We start from the raw sequence: 15,795 nt of genomic DNA, 5'->3' as shown, positions 1-15,795 counted from the left end.
CGCCGCTGACACTGGAGCCCGCGCCGTGCTGGATCCCGGCGCGGTCCGCAGCGCCGTGACGGTCCGGATAGCATCGGGCGGGCAGCGTCACCGGAGCGCCCGCCGATACCGCCGGGCGCGGCGGGCACACCACGGAGAGTCGCCGGAGCAGAGGTGTGATGTCGTCCGACCTGCGGGCCGAGCCGAAGCTTTCGCGGCGGTCGCTGCGTACCCGGCTGATCGCCGAGCAGCTGGCGCTGCTGGCGCTCGTCTGCCTGGTGATCAGCGTGCTCACGGTGGTGGTGCTGCGCGCGTTCCTCGTGGGCCAGCTCGACGCGCAACTGGACGCGGCGAGTGACCGAACCGTGAGGTGGTGGTCCCTGCCCACCCGCGTCACGCGGTCCCCGGTCGACGCGCCGGGGCAGAGCGTCGGGACCATCAGCGCCCTGATCAGGGGCGGCAGGGTGATCGAGGCCGGCAGAGTGGCGCCTGAGACGGGGGAGCGGGAGCCGTTGAGCGGCCGGCAGCGCGCGGTCCTCGCGGCCGAACCGCCCGACGGCGGCGCGCGCACCCGTGATCTCGACGAGCTGGGGCGCTATCGGCTGACCGCGCGGCACGCCGGCGTCGGATACGTGATCGTCACCGGGCTGCCGCTGGGTTCCGTCGACGACACCGAGGTCCGCGTGAGCGTCGTGCTCGGCGCGGTGTCGCTGCTGGGGCTGGTCACGACCGGTATCGCCGGCGTGGTGATCATCCGGCGGACGCTGCGTCCCCTGAACCGGGTCGCGGCGACCGCGGGCCGGGTCGCCGAGCTGCCCCTCGACAAGGGCGAGGTCGCGCTGCCGGTGCGGGTGCCGCACGCCGACACCGATCCCGGCACCGAGGTCGGGCGGGTCGGGGCCGCGCTGAACCGGATGCTCGGGCACATCGGCGAGGCCCTGTCCGCGCGGCACGCCAGCGAGACGCGCGTCCGGCAGTTCGTCGCGGACGCCAGCCACGAGTTGCGCACTCCGCTCGCGGCCATCCGCGGGTACGCCGAGCTCGCCCAGCGGCACCCGGAGTTGCCGCCCGAGGTCGAGCACGCCATCGGCCGGGTGGACTCCGAGTCCCGCCGGATGACCGTGCTCGTTGAGGATCTGCTGCTGCTGGCCAGGCTGGACTCGGGACGGCCGCTCGAACGCGAGCCGGTGGACCTGTCCCGGCTGGTGCTGGACGCCGTCGGCGACGCGCGGGTGTCCGGCCCCGACCATCTGTGGCGGCTGGAGCTGCCCCCCGAACCGGTCTACGCCGTGGGCGACCAGGTCCGCCTGCACCAGGTGCTGGCGAACCTCCTCGCCAACGGGTGCAGGCACACCCCGGCGGGCACCACGGTCACGACCGGGCTGTCGCCCCAGGGGGGCGCGGTGGTTCTGACGGTCACCGACGACGGTCCGGGGATCTCGCCGGAGATGCGGCCGAAGGTCTTCGAGCGGTTCGTCAGGGGTGACGGCTCGCGTTCCCGTGCCGCCGGCAGCACGGGACTCGGCCTGTCGATCGTGGCCGCGGTGGTCAGCGCGCACCACGGCACCGTGGGGCTCACCAGCCGGTCCGGGGAGACCCGCTTCACCGTGAAGCTGCCCGCCGCGAACATCCCCGGCTGACCCACCCCCGGGCGGCGTTCCCCGGGCGGCGTTCCCCGGGCGGCGTCCCCGCACGGCGTCCCCGCACGGGGCACTCGCAGGCTCACCAGCACGAACGCACCCGCGCGGCCTGGCCGCCGCATCGCGTCGGCGGGCGGTCGATGGCGGTTCACCGCGTCCCGTTTCCGCCGTGAGCGGGCCGTTTCCCGTGCACAGGTTCCGCACAGCCACCGCTCAGCGACCTCCTAAACGCGCCCGTCAATCTTCTTCCTGGCCCACCCGGACGAGCGGTGGCGCATGGCACGGAGTAGTCCACGACCTGGCGACGGCCGATCCGTTCGACGGATCGCGCGTTCTTCTCCTGAAAGGGCACGCGGTGACCACTCGGGATCTCGCAGTACTTGAATCGGAACAACCCGCGTTTTCCCTGGAAGACGCGGCGATATACAAGCCCGCGCCGGGGGCCGGCCCGCGGATGCTGCTCCACATCCTGGAGCACACGGTGATGCAATGGCCGGACCAGCCCGCGATTGATGACGGGGAACGGGTGCTGTCCTATACGGAGCTGGCCCGCGCCGTCCAGGCACGGGCCGTCGAGCTGCGTTCCATGGGCATCGGCGTCGGTGACCGGGTCGGGGTGCGGGTTCCCTCTGGATCCGCCGAGTTGTACGTGGCGATCCTCTCGGTGCTGGCGGCGGGTGCGGCGTACGTGCCCGTGGACGCCGACGACCCCGACGAGCGCGCCGAGCTGGTCTGGCGAGAGTCCGGCGTCTGTGCCGTCATCGGCGCGGGTCGGCGGATCGCCACCGGGCCGATCGTCCCGCCGTCCCGGCGCGGGACGGCCCCCGGCCTCGCCGACGATGCGTGGATCATCTTCACCTCCGGTTCCGGCGGCACCCCGAAGGGCGTCGCGGTCAGCCACCGTGCGGCCGCGGCGTTCGTGGACGCGGAGGCGCGGCTGTTCCTGCGGGACGACCCGGTCCGGCCGGGTGACAGGGTCCTGGCCGGGCTGTCGGTCGCGTTCGACGCTTCCTGCGAGGAGATGTGGCTGGCCTGGCGCCACGGTGCCTGCCTGGTACCCGCGCCGAGGTCGGTGGTGCGGGCAGGTGCGGACCTCGGCCCGTGGCTGGCCGAGCGGCGCGTGACGGTGGTGTCCACCGTTCCGACGCTGGCCGCGCTGTGGTCGCCGAAGATGCTGGCCGGTGTCCGGCTGCTGATCGTCGGAGGTGAGGCATGCCCGCCGGACGTGGTCCGGCGTTTCGCCACACCGGACCGGGAATTGTGGAACACCTACGGCCCCACCGAGGCGACCGTGGTCTCCTGCGCGGCCCGCCTGTACGACGGCGAGCCGGTGCGGATCGGCCTGCCGCTGGACGGCTGGCGGCTCGCGGTCGTGGACCCCTCCGGGCGGCCCGTGCGCTGGGGCGAGATCGGCGAGCTGGTGATCGGCGGCGTCGGGCTCGGCCGCTATCTGGACCCCGGGCGGGACGCGGAGAAGTACGCCGCCATGCCGTCGCTGGGGTGGGGGCGCGCCTACCGCAGCGGTGACCTCGTCCGCGCCGTGCCCGAGGGGCTGGAGTTCGTCGGGCGCGCCGACGACCAGGTGAAGATCGGCGGTCGGCGGATCGAGCTCGGTGAGATCGAGGCCGAGATGCTGGCGCTGCCGTCAGTGGCGGCCGCGGCGGCCGTGGTCAAGCGTACGGCGGGTGGGCTGGACGTGCTGGTCGGCTACGTGGTCCCGGTGGACGGTGACCCCTGCCGCTTCGACAAGGCCGCGGCGGCGCGGCGGCTGCGGGAACGCTTGCCCGCGGCGCTCGTGCCGCGGCTCGCCGTGCTCGAGTCCTTCCCGGTTCGCGGCTCGGGAAAGGTCGATCGCACCGCGCTGCCCTGGCCGCTGCCCGCCGGACGAGATACCGGACCGGTCCGTGCCGACGAGACCACGGCGTGGCTCATGCGGCTCTGGACGGAACTGCTCGGCACCGAGGCGGGACCGGACGATGACTTCTTCGACCTCGGCGGCACCAGCCTGGCCGTGGCGCGGCTCGTGACGACGCTTCGCGAGCGGTACCCCTCGATCTCGATGATCGACGTCTACCGTCATCCGACCCCGGCGACCTTGCGCGGCCTCCTGGCCGGCGCCGGGTCCGCGGGCACCGAGCCATCCGAGGGCGCCGAGGCGGCACCCGCCGACACGGCGCGGCCTGCCGGGGGCGACACCAGGACGCCCAGGTGGACGGGTTGGGTCCAGGCGACGATCCAGACCGTGCTGCTGGGCGTGTCCGGGCTGCGGCTGGTGCTGGCCATCGGGCTGGTGGGCGCCTTGTGCTCCGCGGCGGGCGCCGACCCTGTGCTTCCGGCCCTGCCGTGGTGGGTGCTGCTCGTCGGGCTGCCGGCCTTGTTCACCCAACCCGGCCGGGTGGTCTTGGCTGCCGCCGGAGCGCGCCTGCTGCGTGGGCGGCTGAAGCCCGGCGACCACCGGCGCGGCGGTGGCGGGCACCTGCGGCTGTGGGCGGCGGAGCGGCTGGTGGCCACGCTCGGTGTCACATCGGTGCTCGGCACTCCCCTGGCCGTCCTCTACGGCCGCCTGCTGGGCTGCCGTGTCGGCAAGGACGTCGATCTGCACGCGCTCCCGCCGGTCACCGGGCTCGCCCGGATCGGCGATGGCGCGGCGATCGAACCCGGGGTCGACATGGCCGGCTGGTGGCTGGACGCCGACCGGCTGCGCATCGGCGAGGTGCGGGTCGGCGCGGGCGCCCGGGTCGGGGCGCGCAGCGTGCTGATGCCGGGCACGGCCATCGGTGACGGCGCCGAGGTGCTGCGGGGCGGCTGCGTCACCGGGACGGTCCCGGACGGCGAGTGCTGGGGTGGATCCCCGGCCGCGCGGCGGGCGAGTTCCTCGCAGTGGCCCGCCGCCAAGGCGAGCCGGTCGTGGGCATGGCAGTGCGCCTACCTGCTCGGCACGGGCCTGCGCTCGCTGATCTCCGGGCTCGCCGCGGTGCCTGCCGTGGCGCTGGCCGTCGCGGTCCTGCTCGATGGCACGTCCCTGACGAGCTGGATTCTGACGCTGGCGGCGTGGATGCCGGTGCTGGTCGTGGTGACCACGGTCTGCCACCTGCTGCTGCTCGCCGCGACGATCCGGACCGTCGGTCTGGCGCTGAGCCCTGGCACCTACCGGGTGCACGGCGCGGCCGCCTGGGCCGCCTGGATGACCCACACGCTGCTCGACGACGCGCGCAGGACGCTGTTCCCGGTCTACGCGAGCCTGATCACCCCGCTGTGGATGCGGCTCCTCGGCGCGCGCATCGGCCGCTCGGTCGAGGTCTCCACGGTGCTGGCCCTGCCGAAGCTGCTCGACGTCGGCGCTGCGGCGTTCCTCGCCGACGACGTGCTCGCCGCGCCGTATGAGCTTCGCGGCGGCCGCATGAGGCTGGGCCGCTCGCGGATCGGCTCACGGGCGTTCGTGGGCAACTCCGGGATGGTCGGCCCGCAGCGTGAGGTCGGCGACGACGCGCTGATCGGGGTGCTGTCCGACACGCCCGACTCCGTACCCCCGGGCACGTCGTGGCTCGGCCGCCCGGCGATGCGTCTGCGCCGCAAGACCGAGACCCACGACCCGGCCAGGACCTTCGCCCCGCCGAGGTCGCTCCTGGTGGCCCGTGGCGCGGTCGAGTCGTGCCGCGTCGTGCCGCCGATCCTGTCGGGGCTGCTCCTGCTGGCCGTGGCAGCCGTGCTGCTGTTCACCTGGTCCGTGGCGGGGGCCTGGGCGGCGGTAGTGGTCGCGGGCCCCGTGCTCTTCCTGGCCGGGATCATCGCCGGGGCGGTGACCACGGCGGCCAAGTGGGTGCTGATGGGCAAGTTCTCCACCGGACGTCACCCGCTGTGGAGCGCGTTCGTCTGGCGCAACGAACTCTGGGACGTCTTCATGGAAACCCTCGCCGTGCCCTGGTTGGTCCAGAACTCGCTGGGCACTCCCGTCCTGAACTGGTGGCTGCGCAGCCTGGGAGCCCGTATCGGCCGTGGCGTGTGGTGCGAGACCCACTGGCTGCCCGAACCCGACTTGATCGAGCTCGGTGAGGGCTCCAGCGTGAACCGCGGCTGCGTCCTTCAGACCCACCTGTTCCACGACAGGGTGATGCAACTGGACGCGGTGCGACTCGACCGCGGCGCCACCCTGGGGCCGGTCACGTTCGTGCTGCCCGGCGGCAAGGTGGGTGAGGCCACCACGGTCGGCGCGGGCTCACTGGTCATGGCGGGCGAATGCGTTCCTGGCAGAGACCGCTGGCACGGCACGCCGGTCATCAGGGCCGCATAGCGGCCCCGCCCCAGGCCCCCGGCCACCCCCGAAATCAGGGACATCGGTCTTCCGCCGACCATCACGCTCACACCCTTACCACGGCTGCGTCCACCAGGTCGGCGCGGTGTCGCCCACGCCACAGAGGCCACTGACAAAGGGACGTTCGCGGGACGCGGGGATGGACTGGGTAGGGGTGTGAGTCGGGGGGTGTTGTATGCCTGAGCGGATCCGGCTTCGGCGGGCCAAGGGGTGGCGGAAGCCTGAGGGGGTGGTGGTCGTCGCTCGGCCTTCGCGGTGGGGGAATCCCTGGAAGATCGGCAAGGGGATGACCCGCGAGGAGTCGCAGCGGCGGTTCGAGGAGTACATGCGGGTGCGGCGCGATCCGCCTGAGGGGTGGGTGGACGAGGTCGGCTATCCCGGCGACGAGGAGATCCGGCGGGAACTGGCGGGGAAGGACCTGGCCTGCTGGTGCCCGTTGCCGGAGAAGGGGCAGCCTGACCTGTGTCACGCGGCGGTGCTGCTGCGGATCGCCTCGGGTGTTTAGGCGGTCGTGGCCGGGACGGGGTCCTGGGCGAGGTGCTCGGCGATGACGGCCAGGTGGGTCCGGTGGGCCTGGGTGTGGCGTTCGCGGCCGGCCTCGGTGATTTTGACGAAGACGCCGCGGCGGTCGTCCTGGCACAGGGTCCGTTCGACCAGGTCGTGCTTCTCCAGGCGGGCGACCGTGCGGGAGAGGGCGCTCTGGCTGAGGTACATGTGGGAGAGCAGGTCCTGCATGCGGCACTTGTCGCAGCCCGCGTCGACCAGCCGGTCGAGGGTCTCGAACTCGCTCATGGTGAGCCCGTGCGCCTCCTGGAGCGCGCGGTCGAGGTGGCACGCGATCTGGTTGTAGCTGGTCAGCAGCCGCCGCCAGCGGCCGACCAGGACGCTTCCGGACTCCATGGCGCGCATCCTAGCATGCGCGCGCATCATATGCATCTGCATTAAATTCCTCGACATCAGATGCATGCGCATGTAATCTTCTGCGCCGTGACCATCACCGACACCTCGACCGTCTCCGCGCCGCCGGCGTCCGCGATCGCCGAGCAGAAGTGGACGCCCCGGCTCTGGGGCGTCCTGGCGGTGCTGTGCGCCGTGCTGTTCCTGGACGGGCTCGACGTCTCCATGGTGGGCGTGGCGCTGCCGTCGATCGGAACCGAGCTCGGCCTGTCGACCACCGCCCTGCAGTGGATCGTGAACGGCTACGTCCTCGGGTACGGCGGGCTGCTGCTCCTGGGCGGCCGCACCGCCGACCTGCTGGGACGGCGCCGCGTCTTCCTGATCGCGCTGGCCGTGTTCGCCGTCGCCTCGCTCGTCGGCGGCCTCGTGGACGACGGCGCGCTGCTCATCGCCACCCGTTTCGTGAAGGGCCTGGCCGCCGCGTTCACGGCCCCGACCGCCATGTCCATCCTGACCACCACCTTCCACGAGGGACCCGCCCGCAACCGGGCGCTGTCGGTCTTCTCGGTGTTCGGCGCCAGCGGCTACTCGTCCGGGCTGATCCTGGGCGGGCTGCTGACCAGCTTCGGCTGGCGCTGGACGTTCCTGACCCCCGTGCCGCTGGCGATCCTGGCGCTGGTCGCCGGCATCGCCCTGATCCCCAAGGACCGCCCGGCCGCCGGCGGCGGACACGACCTGGCCGGCGCGGTCACGCTGACCGGCGGGATGCTGCTGGCCGTCTACACCGTGGTCTCCGCGCCCGAACGCGGCTGGCTGGACCCGCTGACCGTGGGCTCGATCGTGCTCGCCGTGCTGCTGCTGGCCGCGTTCGTGGTCGTCGAGAACAGGGTGGCGCACCCGCTGATCCGGCTGGGCATCCTGCGGATCGGCACGATCGTCCGCGCGAACCTGAGCATCGTCGCGCTGTTCGGGTCGTACCTGAGCTTCCAGTTCATGATGACGCTCTACCTGCAGGACGTGCTGGGCTGGTCGCCGCTGCGGATGGCGCTGGCGCTGCTGCCCGCGGGGCTGCTGGTGGCGGTCGGCTCGCCGTTCGTCGGGCGGCTGATCGACCGGTACGGCACGCCCCGGCTGATCCTGGCCTCGATGACCTCGCTGACCCTCGGGTACGCGTGGTTCCTGGCCACGGCCGGGAACGCGCCGCACTACACGGTCACGATCCTGCCGACGATGCTGCTGCTGGGCGGCGGTTTCGCGTTCGGGTTCAGCTCGATCATGGCCCAGGCCACCGACGGCATCCACGACGACGAGCAGGGGCTGGCGTCCGGCCTGGTCCAGACGTCCGGGCAGGTCGGCGCCGCGCTGGTGCTGGCCGCTGTCACGGCGCTGGTGGCGGGCGGCTCCCACACCGGTACGGCCGCGGCTGACTTCGGCCAGTACCACCCGGGGGTGAACCTCGTCACGGGCGTCGCGGTGGTGGGACTCGCCCTCAATCTCATCCCGTTGGTGCGCCGCTGGACCGTGGGCGCCCTCCCCCGGGGAGGGCGCCCACTCTCCTAAGGTCAGCGCGAGCGCTTCCAGAACGCCCGGCGCTCCGGCTTGGCCTTGTCTTCGACGAATGCCTCCAGGGTCTGGATCGTCCGGTCCCACAGTTCGTCGAACCGGGGGTCGGCCTGGACGGCGAGCTCGATGCCCGGAGACGACGCCAACGCCCTGAGGTCGTTCACCAGGACGGACAGGGGCGTGGTGAGCGCGGCGTCCACACCACTGCTCTGCATCGCCCGGGTGAACGTGTCGAGCGTGGGCAGCACCGAGCCCACAAGGTGGGTCTGACGCAGCTCGCGCGAGTCGGCTGCCATCGCCCGGAGGTCCTGGAGCAGCCTGGCGAACTGCCTGCGCGCCTCAGCCAGGTCGCGTTCGGCAGGGCTCTGGGCGGGCGGGGCCGCGCCTGGACGTCCCCCCGGCCGCTTCCTGGCGGTGCCCCTGGACGGGCCGCCGCCTCCCCTCGCCTGCTCCTCCTGCATCCAGTCCATGGCGGGGGCCGGTGCCGGAGGCGGGCTGCCCTGGAAGGACGGGGCCGGGGGCGGGCCGCCGGGGGCCGCGCCGTAACCCGGCTGGGCCGGGGCGCCGGCCGCCGCCGGAGGCAGAGGTGCGGCTCCGTAGGCCTGGGGGGCGGCCATCCTGGGTGCTGCCGGCGGGCCCCCACCCAGGAAGTCCGGTAGGTCGAGGTCGTCCTCCCAGCCATCGGGCGTCTCCACCGGCTGGACGACCCGATGCGGGTCTCCGCCCTCGGTCACGACCCGGCTGTCCACGGCCACGAACGCGGTGAAGCGGCACAGCACGTTGAAGTGCAGCGAGGTCTCGACGATGCGCGCCTCGAGGGCGCCGGACCCGACGACCGCGTACTTGTCCTCCAGGTCGCGCAGGTGCGCGCGGGCCCAGATCGCGCCTGCCGCCGGGGCCTTGGTCTCCGTGCCGACGGCACGCCGTTCCCAGGCCGTCCCGTCGGGCGTGGTACCGCGCACGACGATGCTCCCGGACGGCGCCCCGCGGAACCGGCCCGAGACGACCAGCGGCACGCCGGGGAACAGCGCCCCGATCCGTTCGGGCGCGGTCGTGTCCGGGAGGATCTGCAGCCCGTCCGTCGCCTCCAGCCGCAGGTCCGTGACCAGCGGGGACCCGATGCGGTGGTGGATCTGCTCCATCGCCTCGTCCAGCCGGTCCTCCGACTCGACCAGCTCGAAGCGGCCCTGCCCGGCCTCGGCCAGCCGTCCCAGGAACCCCGCGTTCACGGCCCGGTCGATGCCGACCGTGTGGACGCGGACGCCGTTCAGCCGCGGGACGAGCCCGGCCAGGATCTGGTCCTCGTTCCCGATCTGCCCGTCGGTGATCAGCACCAGCACCCGGTCGCGCGACGGGTCGGCGAGCAGCCCGCACGCCTCCTCCAGCGGCCGCAGCATCTCGGTGCCGCCGCGGGCGCCCAGCCCGGCCAGGTGCTCCACGGCGCGGAACCGGTTGCGGTCGGTGCCGGGCACCAGCCCGGCGCCGAGGTCCCGGGGGCGCTCGATGGTGTGGTCGAACGACAGCACCGCGAACCGGTCGCCGGCCGTGAACGTGTCGACGATCCGGCCGGCCGCCCGCCGTGCCGCGACCATCTTCCAGCCGCCCATGCTGCCCGAACGGTCGAGCAGCAGCACGATGTCGCGGGGCCGCGGGCGGCTCTCCCCGGAGGGCAGCACCGTCAGCGTGAACGTCCCTTCCTGCTCCGTGGCGGTGTCGGGTGTCAGGGCGAGGACGGGTTCCGAGGAGGACTCCGCGGCGTAGTCCAGGCGCAGGATGAAGTCGCGGTTCAGGCGCTCGCCGGGACGCAGGCTGATCCTCGTACGGTCGCCGGACTCGCTCTCGGCCACCACGTGCAGCGCCGAACGCAGCCGCGTCAGCGCCAGCCCCGCCGGGTCGACGTCCACCGTGATCGACAGCCGTACCGGGAGGGGGAAACCGGGCAGCAGCACCGGCGGGCTGATGCGGGACGCGTCGGGCACCGCGTCGGTGTCGGCCGCGACCCCCGCCCCGGCCTGCTCGCCCTCCAGCGGCGCACCCGGGATGTAGCGGGGCGCCACGACCAGCGGGAAGCGGAACGTGGCCGACCCGCCGGTGTCCGTGCCGCCCCCGGTGCCCGCCCCCGTGGCGGCGCCGGGGGCGGGGGTGTCCACCTCGTACGGCAAGGGCTGGTTCAGCGTCAGCCGGATCGTGACCCGCTCGCCGGGCAGGATGTTGCCGACCCGCATGCTGAAGACGTCGGGACGGTCCTCCTCGGCGATCGCGGCCCGCCGGCCCGAGGCGATGGCGGCGTTGTACTCCTGCCGCGCCTGGCCGCGCTCTTTGAGCACGCCGTCCACCACCCGGTCGGCCGCCTCCATGCGCAGCGCGGTCACGGCGGCCCGGTCGGGCAGCGGGAAGATGTAGGTGGCTTCAAGCGGCACGTCGTAGGGGTTGTGGAAACCCTGGACGACCTCGATCCCGGCGGCCAGGCCGGTGATGGAGGCGTGCACGTCGACGGAGTCGAGGGGCAGGTTGCCGCGGCCGGTCGAGAGCGCGCCCAGCCCGCCGTCGGGGACGGGCGGCGCCGCGGTCTCGGGTAGTGGAGCGATGGGCAGTGTCACTGGGTTCTCCCGGAAGGGTCTGCGGGCCGGTGGTCGGGAAGCGGGGAGGGCCGGTCGATCAGGCCCCGCCGCCGCAGCTCCTCCAGGAGCGGGCGGGCGGCCGTCTCGATCGCGGCGAGATCGTCGTCGTTGAGCGCGGACGGGGCGGGGCCGTCCAGCAGGAGGGTGAGCCCGGTCGCGAGCCGTACGCCCTGGACGAGGGAGACGGTTCGCTCTGCCGCCGCCTCCGGGTCGCCGAGCGCCACGGCCGGTGCGGCGGGGGGCGCGGCGGGCTGGGCCGTCCAGAAGCGCGGCCTGCCGGTGTCCTCGCGACGCTGTGACGGGGCCGGGGCCTCCGTGGACGGGACGGGCCCGCCGCCGTCCGGGCCGGGCGACGGCAGCCGGGCGATCTCGCCGAGCCGGTGGTCGGTCGCCCCGGCGAGCTCGACCTGGATCTCGGCGATGGTGCGGCCCGCGGCCTGGCGGCGCTTGACGGCGACGATCTGGAGGAGATGGCGCGTTCCGTACAGGGCGGTGCGGCCCCGCCGGCCGAGCGGCGGGTCGACCAGCCCGATGGTGGTGTACCAGCGGATCAGCCGCTCGTTCGGCATGTCGCGCACCCGCCCGTTGACCCGCACGGACGCGCCGGCGGTGAGGGCCTCGACGGCCCGCTCCGCCAGTTCCGTGATGGTCCAGGTGCTCTCCATGGTTCCGATAGTGACACTGTCATGATGACAGTGTCAACGTCTCGATCCAGGCGAAGCCGCCCAGCGGCGTTCCGGCGCGGGTGCGTCCGCGTTACCGCGCGGCGGGCTGCGGTCGGGCGAGACGGGGCGGAAAAGCGATACGAGGGAGTATCCGTTCGGCGTAATGCTGATCGCGAGAAGGTGATTGGGCGCGCAAAGGAGGTCATGATTCCGTCAGGGTGCCTTGTGGTTTTCGGAATGACGCCCCGGGGTGGTGGTGGGGCGTGCGAGGGTGGGCGCGCCGGGCGTGCAACGCTGCCGCAACCCCCTGCGTGGTAGGCGCTCCGGGCTGCTGGTGCGACGAGTTGGACATTAGCCTCGTACTCCGACAACTCCGAATATATTGAGCAATCTACTCTGCGTTCGGGGAGCGTCCGGAAATGGCCGTGGCAAAGGGCGGGACCCGGCCAGTTCGATCTTTTGAAATGGCATGTCAAGAGAGCCTCGAGGCTTTATTTTTCTGTCCATGGATGACCGACGACTGGCCGAGGCACTGCGCGCCCGCGATCCGGGCGCGTCGGCCGCCGTCTACGACGCGTACGCCGACCGGCTCTACGCGTACTGCTGGTTCCAGCTGCGCGGGCGCGACGCGGCGCAGGTGGCCCTGCGCGACGCGTTCATCGTGGCCGAGGCGCACGTCGACAAGCTGCGCGACCCCGACCGCTTCGGCCCCTGGCTGTACGCCGTCGCCCGGCTGGAGTGCGGGCGCCGGCTGCCCGGCCGCTTCCACCCGCCGGACCTCCCGGTGGCCAGCCACGACCAGGACGACGTCGACCAGCGGGTGATGGCCTGGCAGGCGGTGCTGGCCCTCGATCCGCTCAGCCGTGAGCTGCTGGAGTTGCTGATCCGGCACCGGCTGTCGGTGCCCGACCTGGCCTTGGTCTTCGACCTGCCGGCGAAGGAGGCGCACGCCGCGCTCGACCGGGCGCACGCCGCGCTCAGGGTGTCGCTGGCCGCGGAGATCCTGGCGCACCAGGGCCCGTACGGCTGCGCCGCGCGCGGCCGGCTGCTGCGCGAGCGGCGCGGCGACCTCGACGCCGGGCTGCGCGAGCGGCTGGTGGAGCACGCCGACGGGTGCGAGGTCTGCGGGGCCTCCCTGCCCCGGACGATCTCGGCCGCCAAGGTCTTCGGCCTGCTGCCGCTGGCCGACCCGCCCGCGGAGCTGCGGCTGCGCGTGATGAGCGGCTTCCTCGACCCGGAGCTGATCGGCTACCGGCTGTTCGTGGCCACCCGGGTGACCGATCTCTCCTCCAGCGGCTTCCCGGTGCAGCCGCGCGGGACGCTGTCACCGTCGGGACGCCCCGCCGGCGGGCACCGCTCCGGCCGCTCCTTCCGCCTCCTCCGGAGGCCACGCCACCGGCCACCGAGAAGCGCCTGGACGCCAGGTCTCGATCCATCGCCGACCGGGATCGGCCCGACGCAAGGTATGCCGCCGTCGTTCGGGATGGGTTCGACGTCAGGCGCGGCCCCGGCATCCGGGATGGGGCCGTCGTCGGGCGGCAGGGCGCGAACGGGTGGTGCCGGGTCTCGGTCCGGGACGCGGGGGGTGCCGCGTGGAGTCCGGCCGGCGGTCCGCCTGCCCGATGACGGGGGGCGCCACCGCGCTGCCGGGAGGCTTGCGGCGGGTGCCGTCACGGCCGCCGTGCTGCTCGGCGGCGGCGCCGCGATCGTGCGGGCGCTGGCGCCGCACGCCGCGCGCCCGGGTGCGGTCAACGCCGGGTCCGGGCCGCAGCGCTCCGTGCCCACGGCCGTCCCGCAGCCTTCCCCGACGCTGCCCAGCAGGGGCGGCGACCACACCGGGGTTCCGGTGTCGGCGACCTTCCCGCTGGGGGCGCTGGCCTCGTCCGCCCCGCCCACGGCGCTGCCGTTCCCGCCCGGAGGCGATCCGGTGCCCGGTGGGGCGGACGGCGGCGCGGGGCAGCCGCCGGGCGGCGGCAACGGCACGCTCGCGGTCGCCCCGCTGTTCCTGGACCTGGCCGACGGCTCGGAGGGCACCGTCCTGCTGCGCGCCGAGGGCGGGCCGGTGAACTGGTCCGTCCAGGGGTGGGGTCCGGTGCGGCCCGCCGCCGCGTCCGGCCGTATAGAGGCGGGGCAGACGTTCAGGCTCGACGTGCACGTGTCGCGTTCGGCGCGCTCGCAGGGGGAGGGAGGGCTGACCTTCCAGCCCGGCGGCACGCAGGTGCGCGTGAGTTGGCGTCCCGGGCCGGACCCCTCGCCCACGCCTTCGCCCACGTCTCCGAGCCCCACTCCCACACGCCCGCCCTCTTCGCCCACGCCGGCGCCCAGTCCGACGGAGCCGTCGCCGGCCTCGCCCGCGGGGCCGCAGCCGTCCAGCCCGTCCTCGCCGCCTCCGCCCGAGCCGGACGACGGTTCGGCGCAGGATGACCCGCCGCCCTCCGGCGGGTGACGGCGGACACCAATGCGACAGAGGTTCACATTGTGTGGTGAGTGAACTACTCTCAGTGTCGATCATGCCCGTGTCGATCACTTGCGGTGGGCGTGAACGCGGTGAGGGGGGACCGTGTTTCTCAACGCGGCGATACTCAACAGGGGCGGGGCGGGCGCAGGAACCGGGATGCGCCTGGCCGTGCTCACGCTGGGCGCGGCGGGTTTCATCGGCCTCACGGCCGTCGCCGCGCCGGCGGCGGTGCGCTCCGATCCCGCGCCCAGCGCCGAGGACGTGGCGCGCGGCCGCGAGCAAGTGCGCGAGCGGGCCGCGAAGGTGGGCCGTACCAAGGCCAGGCTGGCGCAGGCGGGAGGCGAGCTGGAACGGCTCGCCTCGACCGCGGCGCTCGCGGTGGAGCGTTACAACGGCGAGCTGGTCAAGCTCGGACAGGCCCGGCGGGCGCACGCCGAGGCGCAGCACCGGGTGGCCGAGGCGGCCCGGCGCGTCGGCGCCGCCCAGACGGAGCTGGCCGGGTTCGCCGCCGACGCGTACCGGGCCAATACCGGGTTCAGCTCCTGGTCGGCGGTCGTGGCGGGCGAGGGCGGACCGCAGGGCTTCATGGACCGCGCCGGTATCGTCGAGATGCTCGCCAAGCGAAGGGCCGGGGCGTTCCAGCGGGTCGAGGTCGCGCGCAACGTCGCCACCCTCTTCCAGCGGCAGGCGCGGGCCGCCTACGACGAGCAGCACCGCGCCACCGAACGCTCCGACGGGGCCAGGCGCGCGGCCGAATCCGCGGTCGCCCTGCAGCAGACGACGGTCCAGGGGATCGAGGACGAGAAGCGCCGCCTGGAGAAGAGCCTCGGGCGGGCACAGGCGCGTGCGGCCGAGCTGGCCCGCGAACGGCAGGCCGCCCTCGAACGCGCCGAGGAACGCCGCCTACGCGAGGCCCTCAAGGCCAAGACGGAAGGGGACGTCCCCAGCAGCGCCCTCTCCGGTTCGAGCCGAGGGGCGGTCGCCGCACGGGCGGCACTCAGATGGCTGGGCACCCCGTACTCCTGGGGCGGGGGCAACGCGAGCGGCCCCAGCTATGGCATCGCCCACGGATCGCGCATCCACGGGTTCGACTGCTCGGGGCTCGCGCTTTACGCGTGGTCCAGGGCAGGCGTTGAGCTCGACCACTGGACGGGCACGCAATGGACGTCCGGCCCGCGCATTCCCCTCGACCGGCTGCGGAAAGGGGACCTGGTGTTCTTCGCCCACAACACCTCCGACCCCGACACCATCCACCACGTGGGCATCTTCATCGGGGAAGGGCGCATGGTGGAGGCCCCGTACACGGGTGCGAGGGTCCGCGTGTCCAGCATCCACCGCAACGGCCTCATCGGCGCGACCCGCCCGGCGGGCTGAACCTGAACCCGCCAGGGGACAGGCCGAGCCGCGCCGGGGGGACGGGGCCCGCGCGAAGCAAAACACTTCCGCACGGACCTGAGCCGTGCGGAAGTGTTCCTCGCGCCTCGACCGGACGGCAGGGAGCGGATCGAAGCCGTCGCGGGGGGATGGAGCGCTCCGGCTAGACGGTTGATTCCAAGGGATCGCCTGCGGAAATGGGGCGAGGGTGTCCATGGTCGGTTGTGACCCCAGACCTGAACACCCTCGCCACCGCACTGTATGTGAGGATCGACGACTGGTTGCG

Annotated in this window: 9 protein-coding genes; 6 read left to right on the top strand and 3 right to left on the bottom strand. The window is 73.5% G+C overall.

The window, feature by feature from the left end; translation table 11 throughout:
- Positions 1-158: 158 nt before the first annotated feature.
- From ACFPZN_RS33770 to ACFPZN_RS33760, 3 genes are all read left to right on the top strand, one after another.
- Positions 159-1,619 carry a sensor histidine kinase gene (locus ACFPZN_RS33770; RefSeq protein ID WP_378286370.1) on the top strand — a complete coding sequence of 487 codons (1,461 nt, stop codon included), beginning with the start codon at positions 159-161 and terminating at the stop codon, positions 1,617-1,619.
- Between the two features lie 454 nt (positions 1,620-2,073).
- A complete protein-coding gene (locus ACFPZN_RS33765) occupies positions 2,074-5,910 on the top strand; it encodes a Pls/PosA family non-ribosomal peptide synthetase (RefSeq protein WP_378286369.1) in 3,837 nt (1,278 codons plus the stop codon).
- Between the two features lie 196 nt (positions 5,911-6,106).
- The gene (locus tag ACFPZN_RS33760) at positions 6,107-6,436 is read left to right on the top strand and encodes a DUF4326 domain-containing protein (RefSeq protein WP_378286368.1); all 330 of its coding nucleotides are present in this window, start codon (positions 6,107-6,109) and stop codon (positions 6,434-6,436) included.
- On the opposite strand, the gene ACFPZN_RS33755 is transcribed toward ACFPZN_RS33760, so the two are convergent.
- Positions 6,433-6,831 (bottom strand): MarR family winged helix-turn-helix transcriptional regulator, encoded by a 399-nt coding sequence (locus ACFPZN_RS33755; protein ID WP_378286367.1) that lies wholly within the window; start codon positions 6,829-6,831, stop codon positions 6,433-6,435. The two genes, ACFPZN_RS33760 and ACFPZN_RS33755, sit on opposite strands and share 4 nt — an antisense overlap.
- Before the next feature lie 60 nt (positions 6,832-6,891).
- Here ACFPZN_RS33755 and ACFPZN_RS33750 point away from each other — a divergent pair, with 60 nt between their 5' ends.
- Positions 6,892-8,388, top strand: a complete 1,497-nt coding sequence (locus ACFPZN_RS33750) for an MFS transporter (protein ID WP_378286366.1) — start codon at positions 6,892-6,894, stop codon at positions 8,386-8,388.
- Positions 8,389-8,390: 2 nt separating this feature from the next.
- Here ACFPZN_RS33750 and ACFPZN_RS33745 read toward each other — a convergent pair whose 3' ends face one another.
- Positions 8,391-10,991: a VIT domain-containing protein gene (locus ACFPZN_RS33745; protein WP_378286365.1), complete on the bottom strand. Its 2,601-nt coding sequence runs from the start codon at positions 10,989-10,991 to the stop codon at positions 8,391-8,393.
- Positions 10,988-11,677 carry a MerR family transcriptional regulator gene (locus ACFPZN_RS33740; protein ID WP_378286363.1) on the bottom strand — a complete coding sequence of 230 codons (690 nt, stop codon included), beginning with the start codon at positions 11,675-11,677 and terminating at the stop codon, positions 10,988-10,990. The genes ACFPZN_RS33745 and ACFPZN_RS33740 overlap by 4 nt, the downstream gene beginning before the upstream one ends.
- Positions 11,678-12,182: 505 nt before the next feature.
- On the opposite strand from ACFPZN_RS33740, the gene ACFPZN_RS33735 reads away from it, so the two are divergent.
- Positions 12,183-14,123, top strand: a complete 1,941-nt coding sequence (locus ACFPZN_RS33735; protein ID WP_378286362.1) for an RNA polymerase sigma factor — start codon at positions 12,183-12,185, stop codon at positions 14,121-14,123.
- A 168-nt stretch (positions 14,124-14,291) separates the two neighbouring features.
- Entirely contained in the window at positions 14,292-15,509 is a 1,218-nt protein-coding gene (locus ACFPZN_RS33730) for an NlpC/P60 family protein (protein WP_378286361.1), read from the top strand.
- The last annotated feature ends 286 nt before the right edge of the window (positions 15,510-15,795 follow it).

Source organism: Actinomadura rugatobispora (assembly GCF_042656285.1).
GTDB classification, from domain to species: Bacteria; Actinomycetota; Actinomycetes; order Streptosporangiales; family Streptosporangiaceae; genus Spirillospora; species Spirillospora rugatobispora.
This window is presented reverse-complemented; position numbering and strand designations above follow the sequence as displayed.

Bases quoted from the DNA above. Each gene is read 5' to 3' on its own strand.
- ACFPZN_RS33770 (WP_378286370.1), top strand. From the start codon at position 159: ATGTCGTCCGACCTGCGGGCCGAGCCGAAGCTTTCGCGGCGGTCGCTG.
- ACFPZN_RS33765 (WP_378286369.1), top strand. From the start codon at position 2,074: ATGCTGCTCCACATCCTGGAGCACACGGTGATGCAATGGCCGGACCAG.
- ACFPZN_RS33760 (WP_378286368.1), top strand. From the start codon at position 6,107: ATGCCTGAGCGGATCCGGCTTCGGCGGGCCAAGGGGTGGCGGAAGCCT.
- ACFPZN_RS33755 (WP_378286367.1), bottom strand. From the start codon at position 6,831: ATGGAGTCCGGAAGCGTCCTGGTCGGCCGCTGGCGGCGGCTGCTGACC.
- ACFPZN_RS33750 (WP_378286366.1), top strand. From the start codon at position 6,892: ATGCATGCGCATGTAATCTTCTGCGCCGTGACCATCACCGACACCTCG.
- ACFPZN_RS33740 (WP_378286363.1), bottom strand. From the start codon at position 11,677: ATGGAGAGCACCTGGACCATCACGGAACTGGCGGAGCGGGCCGTCGAG.
- ACFPZN_RS33735 (WP_378286362.1), top strand. From the start codon at position 12,183: ATGGATGACCGACGACTGGCCGAGGCACTGCGCGCCCGCGATCCGGGC.
- ACFPZN_RS33730 (WP_378286361.1), top strand. From the start codon at position 14,292: ATGCGCCTGGCCGTGCTCACGCTGGGCGCGGCGGGTTTCATCGGCCTC.